A 21,203-nucleotide genomic window follows, 5' to 3' on the forward strand; every position below is an offset into this window, starting at 1 on the left:
CCGCTCGCCAGCCGTGCGACACGCCTAGTCGATTCATACCTTTGACCAAATCACCACCGCCCAACCACCTCCGCAGTCGCGGACTTGACGTTCCGGACGAGCACGCAATCGCGAAGGCAGCAGAGCTCAAATCGCGGATACTCAAGAACGGGGCGAAGCCGGCCAAGGTCCTAGACGATGACCGACACCTCCAGGCAGTTGAACCGGGCTACCTCCGGGCCAGCTTCCCACGCAGGCTCTACTCCACAGCAACCTCTCGGAGTTCACCGTTGTGCGGGAATCACCCTCCCGGCTGATTCATACGCCGCCGCGGCTGTTCCGCTGGTCGCGAGCTGCGGTTGACGGCGCTATCACAAATCAACCTCATCAGTAAGGGGTTGCCCGCGGATTCTGGCGGGAACTGCGACTTACCCAAATTAGGTATATCGACTTGGCCAAGAATGTAAAAGAGTGGAGCCTAGGAGATTCGAACTCCTGACATCTGCCTTGCAAAGGCAGCGCTCTACCAACTGAGCTAAGGCCCCGGGTTCGGGTGGTGGGCCTAGGAGGACTTGAACCTCCGACCTCTTCGTTATCAGCGAAGCGCTCTAACCGCCTGAGCTATAGGCCCCTGAACCGAGGACTGAGATTACCCGACGGGGTGGTGAGAAACCAAAACGGTTCCCACCGACGCCCGTGAGCTGCGCAGATGAGCCTCGGCGCCCGAACTAGTCGAGGTCGGCCAGGGTAATCTCGAGTCCGCCGACGAGGTCGGCGACGAGGTTGTAGATGTAGGAGCCGATGGTGCCCAGCGCGGTGATCAGCACGGCATTGACCACACCGAGTACGGCCGCGTAGAAGAACACGCTGCCGGCACCGATGATGTCGCTTTCCGACGTCGAGCCGTCGGTGGTGACCAGCGTGCCGAAGGAGCTGTTGACCTGCTCCCAGACACCCATGCCGTCGAGCACCAGATACAGCACGGCGATGGCGATCATCCAGATGACGAAGCCGACGATCGAGAGCACGCCGGCCACCTTGAAGGTCGCCCACGGGTCGAGTCGGCGGATCTGCACCGCTGCGCGCAGCCCGCGGCCCGAAGAGCCGACCTGGGCCGGCGCCGAGCGGGCGGCGGAGCCGGTGGCCTTCGCGGGGTCGACCGCCGCGGCCCGGGCGGTCTCGGTGTTGGTGTGGTGGATCTCGTCGAGATCGGGCAACTCGGACTCCAGGGACGGATCCCGGGCGATGTTGCGCGTGGGGGTCTCGGTGAACCGACCACGCGGTACCTCGGCGGTCGCGGTGGACGCACCCGCCGGCGAATCGAGCTTCTTCACCGGCGCCTGCTGACCACTCATGCTGGCTGCGGCGGTGCCGCTACCGGTCACCACACCGCGCGGAGGGGGCCCGCCGGCACGACCCCCGGCGGGGATCTGCTCGGTGGTCCCCGCGTCGGGCACGGGAGCCTGCGCACTTCCGGTGGCCTCGGGTCCGGCCACTCCGCCCGGGCCGCGCTGCCACGGAGGAACCAGTCCGCCGCCCCGAGGCGGACCCGACTGGGCTGCCGGGCCACCGGACGCGGTCGACGGCGTGGACGGGGTCTTGTTGTCCGGGTCGTTCGGTTGGCTCACTGGTGTCATTTCCTCCGGTTGCGCACGTTGGGTCCACCCTAACGGTTGTGGCCGTCACACAAGACGAGCCACGACGCTGCAACAGCGTCGTGGCTCGTGCGTGTGTCCGGAATGCCGGTCGGATCAGGCGGTCGGTTCCGGTTCCGGCTCGTCGGCGTTGCGGGCGATGGCCAGCAGCGTCGTCCCCTCGTCGAGGTTCATCAGGCGCACACCCTTGGTCTGGCGTCCGGCCTTGCGGACCTGACGGGCCGCGGTGCGGATGACACCGCCCCCGGAGGTGATCGCGTAGAGCTCGGAGTCGTCGTCGACGATGAGCGCGCCGATCAACGTGCCACGGCGCTTGTCGTGCTGAATGGTCAGCACGCCCTTGCCGCCCCGCCCCTGCACCGGGTAGTCCTCCATGCCGGTGCGCTTGGCGTAACCGCCGGAGGTCGCCACCAGCAGGTAGGTCCCCTCGCGCACGACATTCAGCGACAGCAACTCGTCGTCGGCGTTGAACCGCATGCCCTGCACACCGGAGGTCTGCCGGCCCATCGGGCGCAGCGCCTCGTCGTCGGCGTGGAAGCGGATCGACTGTCCCTTGCGGCTGACGAGCAACAGATCGTCGTCGGCACTGCACAATTGGGCGCCGACGAGCTCGTCCTCGCCGCGCAGGTTGATCGCGGCGATACCACCGGACCGGTTGGAGTCGAAGTCCTCGAGCTTGGACTTCTTCACCAGGCCGTTGCGGGTGGCGAGCACGAGATACGGTGCGTCGGTGTAGGTCTTGATCTGGATGACCTGGGCGATGCGCTCCTCCGGTTGGAACGCAAGGAGATTCGCGACGTGCTGCCCGCGTGCGGTGCGGTTGGCCTCGGGGAGCTCGTAGGCCTTGGCGCGGTAGACGCGACCCTTGGTGGTGAAGAACAGGATCCAGTCATGCGTCGAGCAGACGAAGAAGTGCGCGACGATGTCGTCCTGCTTGAGCCCTGCCCCCTGCACACCCTTGCCGCCGCGTCGCTGACTGCGATACAGGTCGGTCTTGGTGCGCTTGGCGTAGCCGGTTTCGGTGATGGTGACGACGACGTCCTCGCGGGCGATCAGATCCTCGTCGGCGACGTCACCGTCGGCGGCGATGATCTGGGTCCGTCGCTCGTCGCCGAACTTCTCGACGACCTCTCGAAGCTCGTCCCGCACGATCGAACGCTGACGCTCGGGCTTGTCGAGAATGTCCTTGTAGTCGGCGATCTCGCGTTCGATCTCGTCCAACTCGTCGATGATCTTCTGCCGCTCCAACGCCGACAGTCGACGCAGCTGCATGGCGAGGATGGCATCGGCCTGGATCTCGTCGATCTCGAGTAGGTCCATCAAGCCGGTGCGGGCTTCGTCGGTGTTGGCCGACGCACGGATCAGCGCGATCACTTCATCAAGGGCGTCAAGGGCTTTCACCAGACCGCGCAGGATGTGGGCGCGCTCCTCGGCCTTGCGCAACAGGTAGCGGGTGCGCCGCACGATGACGTCGATCTGGTGGGCGACGTAGTAGCGGATCATCTGATCGAGGCGCAGGGTGCGCGGCACGCCGTCCACGATCGAGAGCATGTTGGCACCGAAGCTGGTCTGCAGCTGGCTGTGCTTGTACAGGTTGTTCAGGACGACCTTGGCCACCGCGTCACGACGCAGGGTGACCACGATCCGCAGGCCGACACGATCGGAGGAGTGATCCTCGATCTTGCTGATGCCCTTGAGTTTTCCCTCGTTGACCTGCTCGGCGATCGATTGGATCATGTTGTCCGGGTTGACCTGGTAGGGCAGCTCGGTGATCACGATCTGCGTGGCGCCGCCCTTGGCCTCCTCGATCGCGGTCACGCCGCGCATGCGGATCGACCCGCGACCGGTGGTGTAGGCGTCCTTGATGCCCTGACCACCGACGATGAGGCCGGCGGTCGGGAAATCCGGGCCCTTGATCCGCTCCATGCAGGCGTCGAGGGTGGTCTCGTCGTCGGCCTCGTGGTTCTCCAGCGCCCAGAAGATCGCCTCGGCCACCTCGGTGAGGTTGTGCGGCGGGATGTTGGTGGCCATACCGACGGCGATACCGCCGGAACCGTTGATCAGTAGGTTCGGGATCCGCGCGGGCAAGACCGTCGGTTCGTTGGTCTTGCCGTCGTAGTTGGGCGTGAAATCGACGGTGTCCTTGTCGATGTCGCGCAACATCTCCATGGCCAGCGGGGTGAGCCGGGCCTCGGTGTAGCGCATGGCGGCCGGACCGTCGTTGCCGCGGGACCCGAAGTTGCCCTGGCCGTCGATCAGCGGGTAGCGCATCGACCACGGCTGGGCCAGGCGTACCAGCGCGTCGTAAATCGCCGAGTCGCCGTGCGGATGGTAGTTACCCATGGTCTCGGCAACGGGTTTCGCCGATTTCACATAGCTGCGATCGGGGCGGAAGCCGGCGTCGAAGGAGGCGTAGAGCAGTCGGCGGTGCACGGGTTTGAGGCCGTCGCGGACCTCGGGTAGTGCGCGGCCGACGATCACGCTCATCGCGTAATCGATGTAGCTGTTCTGCATCTCCTGGCCGAGATCGACCGGTTCGACGCGATCGCCTTCCCCGCCGGCGGGCGGGAGCGTGGTGTCAGTCATGAAAAGTCCTCACAGATGTGGTGTCCGGTCAGGCGTGGTGCGTGACGTCAGACATCAAGGAAGCGAACATCTTTCGCGTTGCGGGCGATGAAGCTGCGGCGCGCGACGACGTCTTCACCCATCAGCACCGAGAACAGCTCGTCGGCTGCGGCGGCGTCGTCGAGGGTGACCTGGCGCAGTGTGCGGGTGGCCGGATCCATGGTGGTCTCCCACAACTCGCTGGGGTTCATCTCACCGAGGCCCTTGTAGCGCTGGATGCCGTCGTCGGTGTTGATCTTCTTGCCGGCCTCGAGGCCGACCTGGATCATGGCATCACGCTCACGGTCGGTGTAGGCGTACTCGGCCTCGGCGCCCTTCTGCCACTTGAGTTTGTAGAGCGGCGGCTGGGCGAGATAGACGTGCCCGTGTTCGATCAGCGGGCGCATGAACCGGAACAGCAGGGTCAAGAGCAGCGTGGAGATGTGCTGTCCGTCGACGTCGGCGTCGGCCATCAGCACGATCTTGTGATAGCGCAGCTTGGCCAGGTCGAACTCGTCGTGGATGCCGGTGCCGAAAGCGGTGATGATCGACTGGACCTCGGCGTTCTTGAGGACGCGGTCGATACGGGCCTTCTCGACGTTGATGATCTTGCCGCGCAACGGCAGGATCGCCTGATACATCGAGTCCCGCCCGGTTTTGGCCGAGCCGCCGGCCGAGTCACCCTCCACGAGGTAGATCTCACACTTGGACGGGTCGTTGCTGCGGCAGTCGGCGAGCTTGCCGGGCAGACCGCCGATGTCGGTGGCGCTCTTGCGCCGCACCAGCTCTCGAGCCTTGCGCGCGGCCTGACGCGCATGGGCGGACTCGACGGCCTTGTTTATGATGATCTTGGCCTCGGCCGGATTGGCCTCGAACCAGTGCTCGATGTGCTCGCCGGAGGCCTTCAGCACGAAACTCTTCACCTCGGTGTTGCCGAGCTTGGTCTTGGTCTGACCCTCGAACTGTGGATCGGACACCTTGACCGAGATCACCGCGGCCAGACCCTCACGGATGTCATCGCCGGTGAGGTTGTCGTCCTTCTCCTTGAGCAATTTCTTCTCGCGCGCATAGGAATTCACCACGCGCGTCAGTGCCGCACGGAAGCCCTCCTCGTGCGTACCACCCTCATGGGTGTTGATGGTGTTGGCGAAGGTGTGCACCGACTCGGAATAACCGGCGTTCCACTGCATCGCGATCTCGACCTCGTGGCCGGTGCCCTTGCCGGTGAATCCGATAACGGACTTGTGGATCGGGTTCTTGGTGCGGTTGAGGTGCTTGATGTAGTCGATCAAACCGTCCGGATAGTGATAGGTCCGCGTCTTGGGTTTCGTTGCGGCAGCGGCTTTTTCCTCGTCGGACTTGATCTCTTCGGCGGTCTCGGTGGTGCCCTCCTCGCCCTCGCCGTTCGGGTCGCCGGGCGCCTCGACGGCCTTGGGTCGCCGGTCGGTGAGGGTGATGGTGAGGCCCTTGTTGAGGAAGGCCATCTCCTGCAGTCGGCGCGCGACCGTCTCGGCGTTGAACGAGGTCGTCTCGGTGAAAATCGACGCGTCCGGCCAGAACCGCACCGTGGTGCCCGTCTTCCGGGTGGGCTCCCCCTTGACCAGGCCGTCCGGCTTGGAATCGGTGAAGGTCTCCGACCAGTGGAAACCGTCGACGTCGATCTCGACCTCGACCTTGGTCGACAGCGCGTTCACCACGGAGATACCGACGCCGTGCAAACCACCGGAGACCGCATAGGAGTCGGAGTCGAACTTGCCGCCGGCGTGCAGCTGGGTCAGGACGACCTCGACGGTGGGTACACCGGTCGCGTGCATGCCGACCGGGATGCCTCGACCGTCGTCGACCACCTCGACGCCACCGTCCTCGAGCAGGGTGACGTCGACCTTGCTGGCGAATCCGGCCATCGCCTCGTCGACGGAGTTGTCGACCACCTCCCAGATGAGGTGATGAAGGCCACGTTCGCCGGTGGACCCGATGTACATACCGGGTCGTTTGCGCACGGCCTCGAGACCCTCGAGGATGCTGATCGATTCGGCACCGTACTCGGACGGCTTCTTCCGGGGCTTCTTCGATCCCGAACCACCGGTCTTGTCACTGCTGTCGGCCACGAGGTGCGTCCGCTCCTGTTCTGATCGATTTCGACCCGACGGTCATGAGATGATCAGCACAAAAGCGCCCGCACGACATGCTGTGGTCGGACGAAATCGTCCGCTGTCACCGCTGCCATCGCGGGCGGCTGATCCCCCTGTCGGGACAACTCTCAATTCATTGTACTGCCTCAGTCAGTCAGAAACCCACATCTGGTGCCGCTGATTTGCACACAGACCGATTTTTTCCGGCATCTGCCGGTCCGGTCGTGGTCTGAGGATGAAATATGGCTCAGAGTCGACGTGACGCGGAAAACTGTCGGTGAGGTGGAGTAGCACGTCACGCTGCGCTCCGACGGCTTGTCCGAGTCACCGGCTCCACCGGGTCATCCGTACGTGTCGCGGGGTCCGCGTCCACGCACGTGCCGCTCCCCCTTGCGCCACGACGGGCCCTTGGGTCCGGTGATCTTCAGTGACGTGACCATTCCGTCGCCGATCGCGGCCGCGATCTTGGCAAGGATCTGTGCCTGCACGTACCGCAGCTGCGTCGCCCAGGCCGTGGATTCGGCCTGGACGTATAAGACGTTGTCGCGCAACGATGTCGGTGTGGCATGCGCGGAGATGTCGGAGCCGACGATCTGCTCCCACATGCCGAACAAGGTGCCCTCGGCGATGCGCGGTTGCCATCCCCGTTCACGAGCCAGTCCACCGACGAGGCGCCCGAAGGGCTGCGGATCCCGTGCGTCCGGACCGGAGCCCGACCACCGCCGACGACCACCCTGGCGCACGCCGGACCGCCGCCGCGGTGGCGACGCGCGACCCTGACCGACCGACTTACCCGCGGCGCGGGCCGATGCTCTCGCCTCTTCCAACGCGCGCCGCGCACGCTCATAGCCGGTGAGTCCGTCGGCCGGCGCCGCGGAGCCGGTCGCCGGTGATCCCGTGTCAGGCGCTCCCGTGTCAGGTGGTCCCGTATCGGGCTGATCGGTCATGACGTCAGTCTCCCCGGCGGGTCCGACACGGCCGTCTCCGACACCTCAGGTTCTGCGACATCGCGTTCTGGGCCGTCGGGGTCTGGGCCCTCGGGGTCTGGGCCGTCGGGGTCTGGCGTCTCGGCTGCCGGCGCGACCACCGAGTGCCGGACCCCGTCCTCTTCGATCATGTTCACCGCGATCCGCCGACCCCCGACTCCCTCGGGGACGTCCTCGGCGACGGCAGCGGTGATGATCAGCTGCTCGGCACCTTCGGTGAATTCGGCGAGTTTGCGACGTCGCGTGGCGTCGAGTTCGGCGAACACGTCGTCGAGCATGATCACCGGTTCGACGCCCTCGGCTCTGGCGAGTTCCACCGATCCCAGTCGCAGCGCGAGCGCGAGCGACCACGATTCCCCGTGGCTGGCAAAGCCTTTCGCCACGTCGGTACCGAGAACGAGATCGACGTCGTCACGGTGCGGCCCCAACAACGACAACCCGCGCTCGATCTCCTTGCCGCGGATCTCGCCGAGCCGGGTCAACAGCGCCGCCTCGATGGCCTCCGGGTCGGCGGATTCTCCTGCGACAGGCACGATCTCGTCGCCGACACTGGGCCGATACCGCAGCGTCGCCGGTCGCGAGTGCGGCGCGATCGCCGCATACGATCCGGCGAAATGCGGTTCGAGGTCACCCAGAACGTCGATCCGTGCGGCGGTCACCTGCCCACCGAGAGCGGCGAGTTGGGCGTCCCAGACATCGAGTGTCGAGATCACCGAGTCGGCGTCGGATCCACCGCGCCGCATGGCCGCACCGGCCGTCTTCAACAGCGCCGAACGTTGTCGCAACACCTTGTCATAGTCTGAGCGTGCCGCGGCGAATCGTGGACCACGTTGTGCGACAAGCTCATCGACGAAGCGTCGCCGGTCACCCGGATCGCCTCGTACGAGGAGGAGATCCTCGGGGGCGAACAACACCGCGCGCAGAACGCCCAGAAGATCGCGCGGCCTGCGCTGGGGTGCGGTGTTGAGCCACGCCTTGTTGGAACCTTCGGCGTTGATCTGCAGGGACGCGGTCAATTCCCGGCCGGCGTTCTCGACGGTGGCGGTCACCAGCGCCGACGTCGCCGACGAACGCACCAGCGGTGCGTCGGTGCTGACCCGGTGGGATCGCAAGGTGGCCAGATAGAACAGCGCCTCGACCAGGTTGGTCTTGCCGAAACCGTTGCGGCCGGTGATGATCACCGGTCCGGACGCCAACTCCACGTCCACCCGCGGCCACGAGCGAAAGTCACGCAGATGCAGTTCACGGACGAACACGGCTAGCCCGCCGAGGTGTCCGGCGGCGAGCCGGTCTCCCCCACCGAGCGGCCCGTGGTGTCGCGAACAGCGTGCCCGCCGAACTGATTTCGCAGTGCCGAGACGGCCTTGAGGGCCGGCGACCCGTCCTGGCGGGAGGCGAACCGGGCGAACAGCGCGGCCGAGATGACGTTGGCCGGAACCGAGTGCCGGATGGCCTCCTCGACGGTCCAGCGACCCTCGCCCGAATCGGTGGTGTAATCCGAGATCTCTGCCAGCCCCGGATCCTCCTGCAGCGCGCGCACCAGCAGGTCGAGCAACCACGAGCGGATCACCGTGCCATGGGTCCAGGCCCGCAGGGTGCCTTCGACGTCGGTGATCAGGGGTTCGGCCGAGAGCAGCTCGTAACCCTCGCCGTAGGCGTGCATCAGGCCGTACTCGATACCGTTGTGCACCATCTTCGCGTAATGACCGGCACCCACCGGCCCGGCGTGCACGAAGCCGTCGGCGCGTTCGCCCTCGGGCCGCAGCGCGTCGAAGATCGGCATGACGCGTGCGACATCGGCGTCGGCACCGCCGGCCATCAGACCGTAGCCGTTCTCCAAGCCCCACACGCCGCCGGACACACCACAGTCGATATATCCGATTCCCTTGGCTTGCAACAGTTTTGCGTGCTCGAAGTCGTCGGTGTAGCGCGAGTTGCCACCGTCGATGACGATGTCACCGGCCGACAACTCCTCGGCCAGTGAGGCCACGGTGGTGCGCGTCGGATCGCCGGAGGGCACCATCACCCAGATCACGCGGGGCGCATCGAGTGCGCCGACCAGATCGGCGAGGGTCTTGACGTCGGAGACCTCGGGACGCGGGTCGTAGCCGATCACCTCATGCCCGGCGCCGACGATACGGGTGCGCATGTTGGCACCCATCTTCCCCAGACCGACAAGTCCCAGCTGCATCGCGATCCTCTCGAAGGTGGTGGTGGCGATCCGCTTCTGATGTGGAAACAGTTGTGTAGGAACGTCTTCGGGGTGGAACATCTTCGCCGGAGAGGCGAACCGGCTCAGCCCGGCAGGCGGACCGGCATGAGCAGATAGCTGAAGGCGCTGTCGGGAGCGACGAAGGCACCGGACTCGTCGGCGACCGGCTCATCTCCGGTCGACACCCGCAGCACCGCCGGGCGACTGGGTGTGGTGAACCCGAAATCGACGGACTTGGCGTTGATCGCCGACAACCCGTCCTGCAGATAGCCGGGGTTGAACGCGATCGTCAGCGGCTCACCACGGAACTCGACGGGAAGCTCTTCCTCGGCCTTGCCCGCCTCGTCGCCGCCGGCGGTGAGTAGCACCGATCCCTCGGTGAATTCCATCCGCACCTGAGCTCCGCGCTCGGCCACCAGTGCCACACGCTTGATCGCCTCGATCAGGGGAGCGCTCTCGACGGTCGCGACGGCGGTGTGAGCGGCCGGCAGCAGCTGACGGAACTTGGGGAACTCGGCGTCGAGCAGGCGCGTCGTGGTCTGCTTCGACTCGCCGAGAATGCCAAGGATGCCTTCCGAGCCGATGGCATCGCCGGATCCGAACGCGAGTCGAACAGCCCCGGTGCCCTCGGCGCCTGCCGTCTTCGCGCTCTCCGACAAAGTCTTGGCGGGCACGAGGACCGCTCCACTGACGTCGGGCTGGGCCGGATCCCACTCGAGTTCACGCACGGCCAACCGGAAGCGGTCCGTGGCGGCGAGGACGACGGTGTTGCCCTCGATCTCGACGCGCACACCGGTCAGCATCGGCAGCGTGTCGTCGCGGCCGGCGGCGATTGCCACCTGCGACACGGCCTCGGCGAACCGGTCGGCCGGGATGGAGCCGGTGATCGCGGGCACGTCGGGCAGCTGCGGGTAATCCTCGACCGGCATCGTCGGCAGCGAGAACTTCGCGCTGCCACAGGCGATGGCCACCCGGGATCCGTCGAGCGTGACATCGACCGGCTTGTTGGGCAGCGCCCGCGTGATGTCGGCGAGCAGGCGTCCCGATACGAGGACCTTGCCCGGTTCGGCGATCTCGGCGGCGATCGATTCCTGCGCGGAGACCTCGTAGTCGAAACCAGAAATCGTCAGACCGGCGTTGGCGTCGGATCCGGTCTCGTCAGGAGCCTCGAGAACGACGCAGCCGAGCACCGGCACCGGCGGACGGGACGGCAGGCTTCGGGCGACCCAGGCAACCGAATCGGAGAACTCGTCGCGCGCGACACGAAACTTCATAACTGGGGATGCGCCCTTCTCTCGTCTGCCTTGGTTGCTGTGCGGGGTCGGTGTGCGGGCCGGCATGGATGCGCTCAAGCGGCGTGTGGGCACGCGCTCGGTGCGAATCGGGAATTCCCACTCTAGAACGCCGACGCGTGCGGGTGGGCGGTTGGGGTCAAGTCGCCACGCCGCGAATCGGCGATCTCCACGCCGACCCCGGAGTGGGTGTGTACACACATCCTTCTTCAAAAGAGATTTCTTGAAAGAGAGATCAACAATAGTCATAGGAGCTGTGGATCCTGTGGAGATCGTGGTGTTTGAGCAGGCCATGTGCCTGATCGGGGTGTGCACAGTCGTGGGATGAGCCGTGGAGGTGCGGCGCGGTTGATGTGGATGACGAGTGTTGTTCGATTCCTGTCCACCTTCGATGCACATATCTGCGGGCTCGATCCCAAGGTCCATCCACAGGGCGGCGGGCACGGATTTCCGGCGTCGAGAGCTCGGAGATCCGTGGGTGAGGACGGCGCGTCGGAACCACAGAAGGCTCGCGTGTGAGTTGAGAGTTGATGCCAGCGGGGTCGGTGACCCGTGCCCAACCGGGTCAGCGGTCGGCGCGCTGCTTGATGCGGGCGGTGAGTTCCTGCACGTGGTCGTAGACCTTGCGCCGCTCGGCCATCTCCTTGCGGATCTTGCGTTCGGCGTACATGACCGTGGTGTGGTCGCGGTCGAAGGTCTCACCGATCTTGGGCAGGGAGAGGTCGGTGAGCTCGCGGCACAGGTACATCGAGATCTGCCGGGCCTGGGCGATCGCTCGGGTCTTGCCGGGGCCGCGGAGTTCGTCGACGGAGATGTCGAAGTACTCGGCGGTGATGGCGAGGATGCCGGCGGCGCTGATCTCGATGGTGCCGGAGTTGGGCAGCAACGCCTGCAGCACGACGTCGGCCAGGGATTTGTCGAGCTCGGTGTTGTTCAGCGACGCGAATGCGGTGACCCGGATGAGAGCACCCTCGAGCTCGCGGATGTTGCGTTCGATCTTCGACGCGATGAGCTCGAGCACATCGTCGGGGACCGCGATGTTGTCCATCTGGGCCTTCTTCCGAAGGATCGCGATCCGGGTCTCCAGGTCCGGCGGCTGCACATCGGTGATCAGGCCCCACTCGAATCGAGTGCGGAGCCGATCCTCGAGTGTCGCAAGCTGTTTCGGCGGGCGATCGGAGGAGATGACGATCTGCTTGCTGGTGTTGTGCAGCGTGTTGAAGGTGTGGAAGAACTCCTCCTGGATACCTTCCTTGCCGATCAGGAACTGGATGTCGTCGACGAGGAGGACGTCGACATCTCGGTAGCGGCGTTTGAACGCGACCCGCCGATCGTCACGCAGGGAGTTGATGAAGTCGTTGGTGAATTCTTCGGTGGAGACGTACTTGACCCGCATGCCCGGGAACAGACGCTGGGCGTAGTGGCCCGCGGCATGGAGCAGGTGGGTCTTGCCCAGCCCCGACTCGCCCCAGATGAACAACGGGTTGTAGGCGCGTGCGGGCGCCTCGGCGACGGCGACGGCCGAGGCGTGCGCGAATCGATTCGACGCGCCGATCACGAAGGTGTCGAAGGTGTACTTCGGGTTCAGACTGACCGGCGTTCCCGATGCGGAGGCGGTGGAGGTGGTGGGTCGCTCGGCGAAATACGAGGACCACTCGGCGCCGGGGGTCGCGTTCGGCGCGCCCGGACCGGAGGAATCGGTTGCGCCGGAGTAGCCGGCGCCGGTCGGAGTCGGGTGCGGGAACGAATCGGACGGTGCTCGGTGCTCGCGGCCCGCGAAACCCTGTCCCGCCAACGGTCCCGATCCGTCGGGGGACGGGCGACCGGGCGCCGACGGATCGATCGGGCGGCCGGGCCCGGATTCGTCGAATGCCGTGTGAGACAAGGGAATCGGATTGGTGGAGGCACCGGAGCCGACCGAATCGGTGGTTGCCGGGTCGGGTGTCTCCTCGAGTGGCGCGGGCGTGGCGGTCCGCACCCCGAGGTCCACGGGCTGGCCGAGATGACGACTCAACGTGGTGCGGATCGTGTCGCGCAGATTGCGTTCGATCTGTTCCTGAACCAGTGGTGTCGGCACGGCCAGCAGGGCGAATCCCTCGGCCAGCGTCAGTGGCTGAACGAGGGACAGCCAGGCCTTCTGCTGACGGCTGAGAGGCTCATGATGGGCGGCGTCATCGTTGAGTTCGGCAACAACCTGCTTCCAGACCTCGCCGAAGGAGTCGCGATCCGATGTCACACTGACCCTCCTGCTCGACGCCTGCTCACCACCGACGCCTGCTCTTCATCACTGCTGCGAAGGCCGGCGGCGTGCCCTACCGGCTTCCGCCTCCGACGAAACTACCAGCATCGGCGGGGGTCGGTCGGGGGTGGACGGATACCACCTTGGCGGGGTCGGGCGGACTTGTCCACACACTTATCCACATCTGTGAATAAAAGGAGATGGAAGATCGGCGCTGCGGGTCGTGGTCACCGCATACCGTCAGTGGGACGTGACTGGCGTCAGTGGGATGTGACTGGCGTCAATGGGACGTGCCTGGCGAAACCGTAACAGACCTGATCGGGCGCCGACAAAGGAAACGAGCGGTCGATCCTCCGATCGGGGGAACGCGTCGGGCTGGCCTGCACGATCGGTGCTCGTTTGATTTGGCCGGGTTCACTCCCGTACTCTCGACTGGTCATCCAGGTTGCGGATTTGCGGTGGATCACGTCATCAGCAGCGTCGTCGAGCACTCGGCGTCGGTGCGGGGGGCGCCACCACCCCGGCACTAGTCCGGCACCGCGTCAGGATAAGCAGAGACCACCACAGGATGTGGGAACGCGAGCCATCGGCGTGCCCATGTCACCGAGCACAAGGAGTCACCGTGGCCAAGGGAAAGCGGACTTTCCAGCCCAACAATCGTCGTCGCGCACGCGTGCACGGCTTCCGGCTGCGTATGCGCACCCGTGCGGGTCGTGCCATCGTCAACAGCCGTCGCAGCAAGGGCCGCGCGAAGCTCACGGCCTGATCTCGACTTGCGCTGCCGGTCGTGACCACAAGTCCGGCCGGCTTCGTGTTGTTCGATGATGTCGGCCCAACATGGGATCTCTCGTGGATCCGACTTCTCCCGCACGCTGAAACGCGGTGTGCGGACCTCGACGCGTGATCTTGTGGTCAGCGTCGCCGTGGTGCCGTCGGTCTGGCCGGACCCGTCGGGACGTCGTACCCAGGTGGCGATGTCCGGCGGGCCCTGGCTGGGGCTGATCGTCAGCAAGTCCGTCGGCCCCGCAGTGGTTCGGCATCGAGTGGCCCGTCGGCTGCGCGCCGCCTTCCGCGATGTCCGCGGGCGGGTTCCGGCCACCGAGACCTTCGTCGTCGTCCGCGCCCTCCCGGGCGCCGCACATCGCTCCAGTGACGAACTGGCCGATCAGCTGCGAGAAGTGATGGGACGTAAGCGTGTTCGCCAGCTTGCAGCGCGTTCCGCAGGGGTCGACGTGGCCGGCGCCGGGGTGTCGGCATGACCGATGTCGAGCCCCTCCCCCACTGCTGCACGCCCACCGCCATCGAGGACTCGCGGTCAACGCGGGTCATGCGATGGATCCATCTGTTCCCGCGGCGCGCGCTGATCTTTGTCATCGAGCTGTATCGCACCTGGGTGTCGCCCCTGCGACTGCCGACATGTCGGTTCGAGCCGACCTGCTCGGCATATGCGGTCGAGGCGTTGACCCGACACGGGTTCTTCCACGGCGGTGCGCTGGCGGTGATCCGGCTGCTCAAGTGCGGACCGTGGCACAAGCCCGGCTATGACCCTGTCCCCGATCGAGGATTCCGCCATCCGCCGGTGCCCTCGCAGGTGACGCGGCGTGATGGCGCGCAGAGCGACGTCGCTCACGGAGACCTTTCTCAATCGGACGACCTTTCTCAATCGGACGCGGCGGAAACGTCGTATCGCATCGCCGACGACGGCGTACGCGCATCTATGGAAGTGAGGGATAGCTGACCCGTGCTGAACTTCATCTATTGGCCGGTATCCGCGATCATGTGGTTCTGGCACTGGCTGTTCGACTTCATCACGCCGGACTCTCCCGGCGGTAACGGCGTCGCCTGGGCACTGTCGGTGGTGTTCCTCGTGTTCACCCTGCGTGCGATTCTCTACAAGCCCTTCGTGAAGCAGATCCGCACCACGAAGAAGATGCAGGAGATCAACCCACAGCTGCAGGCGATCCGCAAGAAGTATGCCAAGGATCGGGTCAAGATGACCGAGGAGATGCAGAAGCTGCAAAAGGAGCACGGGTTCAATCCCCTGCTCGGCTGCCTCCCGATGCTGCTGCAGGTCCCCGTGTTCATCGGCCTGTTCCATGTGCTGCGGTCGTTCAACCGCACCGCGCACGGAATGGGTCAGCTCGGCATGTCGCCCGAGGAAACACGGTCGGTCGGCAACTACATCTTCAACGTCGACCAGGTGCAGAACTTCCTCGACGCTCGCCTGTTCGGGGTGCCGCTGTCGTCGTTCATCTCCGAGCCGAAGACCGAGTGGGCGGCGTTCGTCCAGCCGGGGCAGCCGATTGACTTCACGCGAGTCGACATCGCCATCGTGGTCATCCCGATGATGATCATCGCGTCCATCGCGACCCACATGAACTCCCGGGCGTCGGTCGCACGTCAGCCCGAGGCCGCGCTCGAGAATCCGCAAACCCGGATGATGAACATGCTCGCGCTGTACATCTTCCCGCTCGGCATCTTGGTCACCGGCGCATTCTTCCCCGTCGCGATCCTCCTGTACTGGATGAGCAACAACGTCTGGACCTACGGGCAGCAGCACCTCGTCTTCGGTCGTATCGCCAGGGAAGAAGAAGAGGCCCGACTGGCCAAGCAAGAGAAGTTGAAGGCCAACGCTCCCAAACCCGGGGTCAAACCGGACCGCACCAAGAAACTCGGTGACGGCCAGGGGTCGGAGAACGGTGTGGACCTCGAGAAAGCCGACGGTGCGGAAGAGGCTTCCGACAACTCGGCGGAGAGCACCAAGAACGCATCGCTGATGGATCGACTCACCAAGGCCCTCGGGATCGGTGGGGCCGGCAGTGCGAAGGCGAGTGGCTCGAAACCTGAGGACTCGAAAGCTGACGCCTCGACATCCGCGGCCGCGACTGAGTCCGAGGCGGCAGGCGCGTCCGGTTCTGGGGCGTCTGGTTCTGGGTCGTCCGGTTCCACGGGGAACGGGAATGGGTCCGCACCCGCCAAGCCGAAGCCGGGACAGAAACCTGCGGCGCAGACTTCCGGAGGGTCGGGAGCCAGGCCGAAGAATCAGGGGTCGAAGAAGGGCGGAAAGCGAGGCGGCCGCAAGGGCGGCCGGCGCTGAACCGTTTGTAGTACTCCCCCATCGCGGGCCGGGTCATACCGGCGACCGCGCCAGACATCGCAAGTACGAGTAAGAAGGTGGAACCGAGATGACAGCTGAGACCGCGACGCACGGCGAATCAGATGTGACGGAACCCGAAGTGACCGAGTCTTCTGAGACTGAATCTCCTGTGACCGAGTCGGACGTCAACGAGTCCGGAGTTGCGGAACCTGAGGTCGCCGAGTCGGAAGAGACCGGTGCTGAGGACGACGGTGCTGAGGACGACGGTGCTGAGGACGACGGCGACCGTCTCTTCGAAGAGGGCGAGATCGCCGGCGATTATCTCGAGCAGCTCCTGGACGTGTTGGACTTCGACGGCGACATCGATCTCGACGTCGACGGGGACCGCGCGGTGGTGAGCATCGACGGTGGCGACGATCTCGCGAAGCTCGTCGGCCGCAAGGGTGAGGTTCTCGACGCGCTGCAGGAGCTGACGCGTCTCGCGGTCCAGCAGGTGACCGGCGACCGTAGCCGGCTCATGCTCGACATCGCACGGTGGCGTGCCGACCGCCGCGATCGGCTGGCGCGTCTCGGCACCGAGGTGGCCGAGCGAGTCCGCGACAGTGGCGGCCGTGAAGCGCTGGATCCGATGACCCCGTTCGAGCGGAAGATTGTGCATGACGCCGTCGCGGCTGTGGATGGCGTCATCAGCGAGAGTGAGGGCGTTGAACCCAAGCGTAAGGTCGTCGTCATCAAGGTCGACTGACGATCAGCCGCTGCACGCGGCATGCTCGGTGCCATGAAGTCGACCATGAGGTCGGTAGTGACGAAGTCCCGGTTTAGCGCCGGGACTTCGTCATTTCTGGCACTGCTAATTACACATCTGTAATTCCTGATGCTGTGATGTTCTCCGCGGCGAGGTCCATGTTTCACGTGGAACATGTTGCGTGGGGAAGACAAACGGAAGGATCGCGTTTCACGTGAAACATGAGAGCGGCAGTGCCGTGCACGACGACGGTGCGGACTCCTCCCCTCCCCCATCGGCCCATGCGGTGTTCGAGGAGCGGCTGGAACTGGCGATGCGGTATCGCGAGATGCTCGCGACCGATGGCATTACGCGTGGCCTCATCGGGCCGCGGGAAGTACCGCGCCTATGGGATCGCCATATCGTCAATTGTGGGGTACTCGGTGAGGTCATCGCCGACGGGGAGTACGTCATCGACATTGGTAGCGGCGCCGGCTTGCCGGGCATCCCACTGGCCTTGGCACGACCCGATCTCCGCATCACGCTCGTAGAGCCCCTCCTACGACGAACAACATTCCTGGAAGAGGTCGTCGCATCTCTCGGGCTGGACGTCACGGTCGTCAGAGGTCGCGCCGAGGAGCGAGCCGTGCGAGCTGAGGTAGGGCTCGCCGATGTGGTGACGTCGCGTGCGGTCGCGCCACTGGACCGTTTGGCTTCGTGGTCTGCTCCACTGATTCGACCCGGCGGGCGGCTGGTGGCGATCAAGGGATCGACAGCGTCCGACGAGATCGAGCGGGACCGCATGGCTGCATCGCGCCGAGGGCTGATTGATCTCGAGGTACAACAGTGTGGTGTCGGCGCGATCGAACCGCCGACTACGGTTGTTGTGGGCGTCCGAAATGATCGTGTCAGCGGGTCGCAGTCATCCAAGAAGAAGCGGGTTGATCGGCGTAGCCGATCGGACTCTCGTGGGTCAGGGAGGTAATTGGTGCGGATCGGTCGCAGGGCGCAGAATAGAAGAGCGTCATCAAGTGGCTCGGAGATCTCTGGTGATGACACCCCATTGGTCGGTCGAAGGAGTCCCCGCGTGGTCCAGCAAGATCGCAACGTTTCACGTGAAACCGTCTCCCCAAGCAAGAGCGCCTCGGACCCTCGCATCATCTCTCCCACTACTTCGACGGCCTTGGAGGCATCGTTGGACGACACACCTATCGCCGCCGCGGCCGCCCGAGCCAGCCAGGTGCTGACACCCGGTGCGGCTGGGCGACTACCCCGCCCGCGGGAGACCCGCGTCCTGACGGTTGCCAACCAGAAGGGTGGCGTCGGCAAGACGACGACAGCCGTCAACCTTGCAGCGGGACTGGCTGTCCACGGCCTCCGTGTCCTTGTCGTCGATCTCGATCCTCAGGGCAACGCCAGTACCGCGCTCGGAATCGATCATCGTGCGCCCGACATTGCCTCGGTGTACGAACTGCTCCTCGGAGAAGTCGGGGTCCGCGAGGCGATCAAACAGAGTCCGAGCAACGAGAACCTCTACTGTGTCCCCGCAACGCTTGACCTTGCCGGTGCCGAGATCGAGTTGGTTTCTCTCGTCGCACGTGAAAACCGCCTTCGGAATGCGTTGAACGACGAGGCGATGGCGGAGTTCGGCTTCGACTATGTCTTCATCGACTGCCCGCCGTCACTCGGTCTGCTGACCGTCAACGCGATGGTCGCGGCGCGCGAGGTGCTCATCCCCATCCAATGTGAGTACTACGCGCTTGAAGGTGTCGGGCAGTTGCTCCGCAACATCGAGTTGGTCCAGGCACATCTCAACAAAGAGCTCCACGTGTCCACGATCCTCCTCACCATGTACGACGGACGCACAAAGCTTGCCGACCAGGTGGCCGAGGAAGTCCGCCGACACTTCGGCGAGAAAGTCTTGTCCACGATCATCCCTCGAAGCGTCAAGGTCTCCGAGGCACCCGGATACGGGATGACGATCATCGAATACGACCCGGGTTCACGTGGATCAATGAGTTACCTCGACGCTGCCCGAGAACTCGCTATGCGCGCCGACACGGCGCCCGTGCCCTGATACCGCCTGATACCGCCTGATACCGAATGTCACCCGAGAGTGTCAGCCCGCCTTGCCCGAGAGGAATCCAGTGAGTCAGAAAGAGACCGCACACCGACGTGGTGGACTCGGCCGCGGTTTGGCGGCATTGATCCCGACCGGTCCCACCGACGAGGACCCGACCGCTCCGAAGCTCGGAGCTGCCGCAGCCGACGTCGTGATCGGCACCGGAAACGGTGGGGGTTCGGCAGCGTCATCGGCAGGCGCACCGAGCCAGAAGACCGCTGCGGCCACAGCCAACGGTGCCGGCGCGCCAGGTGCATCCACTCCCCCGGCTCCGATCGGCACACCCGATGAGGTCGGCGCGGTGTACCGGGAGATCCCACCGAAGCTCATTCAGCCGAACCCGCATCAGCCGCGGACCGTCTTCGACGAGGATGCGCTGAACGAGTTGATTCATTCGATCCGCGAGTTCGGTCTCATGCAGCCGATCGTGGTTCGCAAGTTGCCCGCTCCCACCGCCGACGGTGTCGAGTTCCAGATCGTCATGGGCGAACGTCGGTGGCGAGCCAGTCAAGAGGCCGGCCTCGATGCGATCCCGGCGATCGTTCGGGAGACGCCCGACGGTGACATGCTCCGCGACGCACTCCTGGAGAACATTCACCGCGCGCAGCTGAATCCGCTCGAAGAGGCGGCCGCGTATCAACAACTCCTCGAAGAGTTCGACGTGACACATGAGGAGTTGGCCGCCCGACTCGGTCGCTCGCGCCCGGTGATCACCAACATGATCAGGCTGCTGAAGCTACCCATTCCGGTCCAGCGACGTGTCGCGGCCGGGGTCCTGTCCGCCGGACATGCGCGCGCGCTGTTGTCTCTCGAGACCGGAAGTGATGCTCAGGAGGCGTTGGCGGCGCGCATCGTCGCCGAGGGACTGTCGGTCCGTGCGACCGAAGAAGCGGTCACTCTCGAGAACCGTGACGGCGGATCGACGGCCCCCTCGCCGACCTCCAAGCGCAAACCGATGCAGATGCCCGGCCTCCAAGACCTTGCCGAACGCCTGTCGGATCGTCTGGACACTCGCGTCACGGTCAGTTTGGGTAAGCGAAAAGGCAAGATCGTCGTCGAGTTCGGTTCGGTGGACGACCTCCAGCGAATCGTTGGAGTGATCGATCCGGGTAAGTGATTTCGCCGACGATTTTCCACGACCAACCACCCTCGGGAGTAACGTCACTGTGACGCAACAACGTGAACGCGGAACGATGAACATCGAATATCGTTACAGCACAATCGGTTTCGGTGTGACTGCGGCTTCCGACGGCAATGTGGCGATGGGACGGATGAGCTGACATGGAACCGGTGGTCTCGCGGCTGACTCTCGAGTCGTTCGAGTCACTACCTCCGCATGCGCGTCGGTGTGTCTTCTGGGAGGTCGACCCCAGCATGGCCGGCCCGCTGGATCAACCCGAGTCCGCGGGGCATACCGAGGTGGTAGGTCGCGGCGAGATCGTCGGTCGTGGCGTGGCCCGCGCTCCGTTCGAGAGCGAGTTCGACAAGGAAGCCTGGATCTCCTCGGTGCTCTTGGAGTGGGGTGCGTGCGGTCAGCTCGCCACCGATCCGGCGACCGGAGTCATCGTCGGCACAGCCTTCTATGCACCGCCCGGCCGTGTCCCACGATCTCGGTTGTTCCCGACGTCGCCGGTCAGCGCCGACGCCATTCTCCTCACCTCCATCCAGGTGGAGCCCGGTTATGAGGAGGTGGCCACTCCCCTACTCGATGCGGTGCTCGTCGACCTCATGCGTCGCGGTGTTCGCGCGGTCGAGGCATTCGGATTGGTTCGTGGCGGCGGACCGGACGGTGCTGGATCCGGCACGGCCCGCCGGAACCCGACGCCTGATGCGACTCCGGGAATGCGCGACATCAGTGAATGGTCGGATGAGGAGATCGTCAGCGTCGCGCGTGAAATCCTCGACAACCCGCAGCCCGATCTGTGCACTCGATGTCTACTCGACGCCGCCTTCCTGAAAGCATCGGGATTCGATGTCGTTGCATCTCACGCCCGCTTCCCCCGGCTGCGGTTGGAGCTCGATGAAGGTCTGGGGTGGAAGTCGGAGGTCGAGGGAGCTCTGGAGAAACTGGTCGTGATGGCGGCGATCGACATGACGGGACGGGAACGAACCTTCGCCCCGGTAGGACGCCGACTCTAGACTGCTACGAAAAGCTAAGTGG

The 21,203-nt window shown here is 65.0% G+C and carries 17 protein-coding genes and 2 tRNA genes; 9 read left to right on the forward strand and 10 right to left on the reverse strand.

What is annotated here, in order from left to right:
- Positions 1-451: 451 nt before the first annotated feature.
- The 10 genes from P3L18_RS22965 to dnaA form a co-directional block, all read right to left on the reverse strand.
- Positions 452-524: transfer RNA gene (locus P3L18_RS22965), tRNA-Ala, on the reverse strand.
- 9 nt (positions 525-533) lie between these two features.
- Positions 534-610, reverse strand: a tRNA-Ile gene (locus P3L18_RS22970).
- 97 nt (positions 611-707) lie between these two features.
- Positions 708-1,616 carry a DUF3566 domain-containing protein gene (locus P3L18_RS22975; protein ID WP_276115341.1) on the reverse strand — a complete coding sequence of 303 codons (909 nt, stop codon included), beginning with the start codon at positions 1,614-1,616 and terminating at the stop codon, positions 708-710.
- Positions 1,617-1,730: 114 nt separating this feature from the next.
- Entirely contained in the window at positions 1,731-4,220 is a 2,490-nt protein-coding gene (gene gyrA, locus P3L18_RS22980; protein WP_014358153.1) for a DNA gyrase subunit A, read from the reverse strand.
- Positions 4,221-4,267: 47 nt separating this feature from the next.
- Complete coding sequence (gene gyrB / locus P3L18_RS22985) at positions 4,268-6,346, reverse strand: DNA topoisomerase (ATP-hydrolyzing) subunit B (protein WP_006368621.1); 2,079 nt, start codon at positions 6,344-6,346, stop codon at positions 4,268-4,270.
- Positions 6,347-6,711: 365 nt separating this feature from the next.
- Positions 6,712-7,317, reverse strand: coding sequence for a DUF721 family protein (locus P3L18_RS22990; protein WP_079931973.1), 606 nt, complete (start codon positions 7,315-7,317; stop codon positions 6,712-6,714).
- Complete coding sequence (recF, locus tag P3L18_RS22995) at positions 7,314-8,612, reverse strand: DNA replication/repair protein RecF (protein ID WP_276115342.1); 1,299 nt, start codon at positions 8,610-8,612, stop codon at positions 7,314-7,316. Before recF ends, P3L18_RS22990 begins: the two co-directional genes overlap by 4 nt.
- 2 nt (positions 8,613-8,614) lie before the next feature.
- Positions 8,615-9,547 carry a phosphogluconate dehydrogenase (NAD(+)-dependent, decarboxylating) gene (gene gnd / locus P3L18_RS23000; protein ID WP_006368618.1) on the reverse strand — a complete coding sequence of 311 codons (933 nt, stop codon included), beginning with the start codon at positions 9,545-9,547 and terminating at the stop codon, positions 8,615-8,617.
- A gap of 104 nt (positions 9,548-9,651) precedes the next feature.
- A complete protein-coding gene (dnaN, locus tag P3L18_RS23005; RefSeq protein WP_006368617.1) occupies positions 9,652-10,842 on the reverse strand; it encodes a DNA polymerase III subunit beta in 1,191 nt (396 codons plus the stop codon).
- A gap of 583 nt (positions 10,843-11,425) precedes the next feature.
- Entirely contained in the window at positions 11,426-13,096 is a 1,671-nt protein-coding gene (dnaA, locus tag P3L18_RS23010; protein ID WP_006368616.1) for a chromosomal replication initiator protein DnaA, read from the reverse strand.
- A 625-nt stretch (positions 13,097-13,721) separates the two neighbouring features.
- Between dnaA and rpmH the strand changes: the two genes are divergently transcribed.
- The 9 genes from rpmH (at position 13,722) to P3L18_RS23055 (ending at position 21,181) form a co-directional block, all read left to right on the forward strand.
- Entirely contained in the window at positions 13,722-13,865 is a 144-nt protein-coding gene (rpmH, locus tag P3L18_RS23015; RefSeq protein WP_006368615.1) for a 50S ribosomal protein L34, read from the forward strand.
- Positions 13,866-13,920: 55 nt separating this feature from the next.
- Positions 13,921-14,358 carry a ribonuclease P protein component gene (gene rnpA, locus P3L18_RS23020; protein ID WP_079931970.1) on the forward strand — a complete coding sequence of 146 codons (438 nt, stop codon included), beginning with the start codon at positions 13,921-13,923 and terminating at the stop codon, positions 14,356-14,358.
- Entirely contained in the window at positions 14,355-14,837 is a 483-nt protein-coding gene (gene yidD / locus P3L18_RS23025) for a membrane protein insertion efficiency factor YidD (protein WP_006368613.1), read from the forward strand. The genes rnpA and yidD overlap by 4 nt, the downstream gene beginning before the upstream one ends.
- A gap of 3 nt (positions 14,838-14,840) precedes the next feature.
- Positions 14,841-16,196 carry a membrane protein insertase YidC gene (gene yidC / locus P3L18_RS23030; RefSeq protein ID WP_276115343.1) on the forward strand — a complete coding sequence of 452 codons (1,356 nt, stop codon included), beginning with the start codon at positions 14,841-14,843 and terminating at the stop codon, positions 16,194-16,196.
- Positions 16,197-16,284: 88 nt separating this feature from the next.
- Positions 16,285-16,941, forward strand: coding sequence for a R3H domain-containing nucleic acid-binding protein (locus P3L18_RS23035; protein WP_276115344.1), 657 nt, complete (start codon positions 16,285-16,287; stop codon positions 16,939-16,941).
- 313 nt (positions 16,942-17,254) lie between these two features.
- Positions 17,255-17,905 (forward strand): 16S rRNA (guanine(527)-N(7))-methyltransferase RsmG, encoded by a 651-nt coding sequence (gene rsmG / locus P3L18_RS23040; RefSeq protein WP_276115375.1) that lies wholly within the window; start codon positions 17,255-17,257, stop codon positions 17,903-17,905.
- A 210-nt stretch (positions 17,906-18,115) separates the two neighbouring features.
- The gene (locus P3L18_RS23045) at positions 18,116-18,997 is read left to right on the forward strand and encodes a ParA family protein (RefSeq protein ID WP_006368609.1); all 882 of its coding nucleotides are present in this window, start codon (positions 18,116-18,118) and stop codon (positions 18,995-18,997) included.
- 70 nt (positions 18,998-19,067) lie between these two features.
- Positions 19,068-20,159 (forward strand): ParB/RepB/Spo0J family partition protein, encoded by a 1,092-nt coding sequence (locus P3L18_RS23050; RefSeq protein ID WP_014362114.1) that lies wholly within the window; start codon positions 19,068-19,070, stop codon positions 20,157-20,159.
- Positions 20,160-20,323: 164 nt separating this feature from the next.
- Positions 20,324-21,181, forward strand: coding sequence for a hypothetical protein (locus P3L18_RS23055; RefSeq protein WP_276115345.1), 858 nt, complete (start codon positions 20,324-20,326; stop codon positions 21,179-21,181).
- The last annotated feature ends 22 nt before the right edge of the window (positions 21,182-21,203 follow it).

Origin of the sequence: Gordonia sp. N1V (assembly GCF_029269935.1) — a bacterium.
In the GTDB taxonomy this organism is placed as follows: Bacteria; Actinomycetota; Actinomycetes; order Mycobacteriales; family Mycobacteriaceae; genus Gordonia; species Gordonia polyisoprenivorans.

Bases quoted from the DNA above. Each gene is read 5' to 3' on its own strand.
- rnpA (WP_079931970.1), top strand. From the start codon at position 13,921: ATGATGTCGGCCCAACATGGGATCTCTCGTGGATCCGACTTCTCCCGC.
- P3L18_RS23055 (WP_276115345.1), top strand. From the start codon at position 20,324: ATGGAACCGGTGGTCTCGCGGCTGACTCTCGAGTCGTTCGAGTCACTA.
- P3L18_RS22990 (WP_079931973.1), bottom strand. From the start codon at position 7,317: ATGACCGATCAGCCCGATACGGGACCACCTGACACGGGAGCGCCTGAC.
- rsmG (WP_276115375.1), top strand. From the start codon at position 17,255: ATGCGGTATCGCGAGATGCTCGCGACCGATGGCATTACGCGTGGCCTC.
- dnaN (WP_006368617.1), bottom strand. From the start codon at position 10,842: ATGAAGTTTCGTGTCGCGCGCGACGAGTTCTCCGATTCGGTTGCCTGG.
- yidD (WP_006368613.1), top strand. From the start codon at position 14,355: ATGACCGATGTCGAGCCCCTCCCCCACTGCTGCACGCCCACCGCCATC.
- P3L18_RS22975 (WP_276115341.1), bottom strand. From the start codon at position 1,616: ATGACACCAGTGAGCCAACCGAACGACCCGGACAACAAGACCCCGTCC.
- gnd (WP_006368618.1), bottom strand. From the start codon at position 9,547: ATGCAGCTGGGACTTGTCGGTCTGGGGAAGATGGGTGCCAACATGCGC.
- gyrA (WP_014358153.1), bottom strand. From the start codon at position 4,220: ATGACTGACACCACGCTCCCGCCCGCCGGCGGGGAAGGCGATCGCGTC.
- P3L18_RS23035 (WP_276115344.1), top strand. From the start codon at position 16,285: ATGACAGCTGAGACCGCGACGCACGGCGAATCAGATGTGACGGAACCC.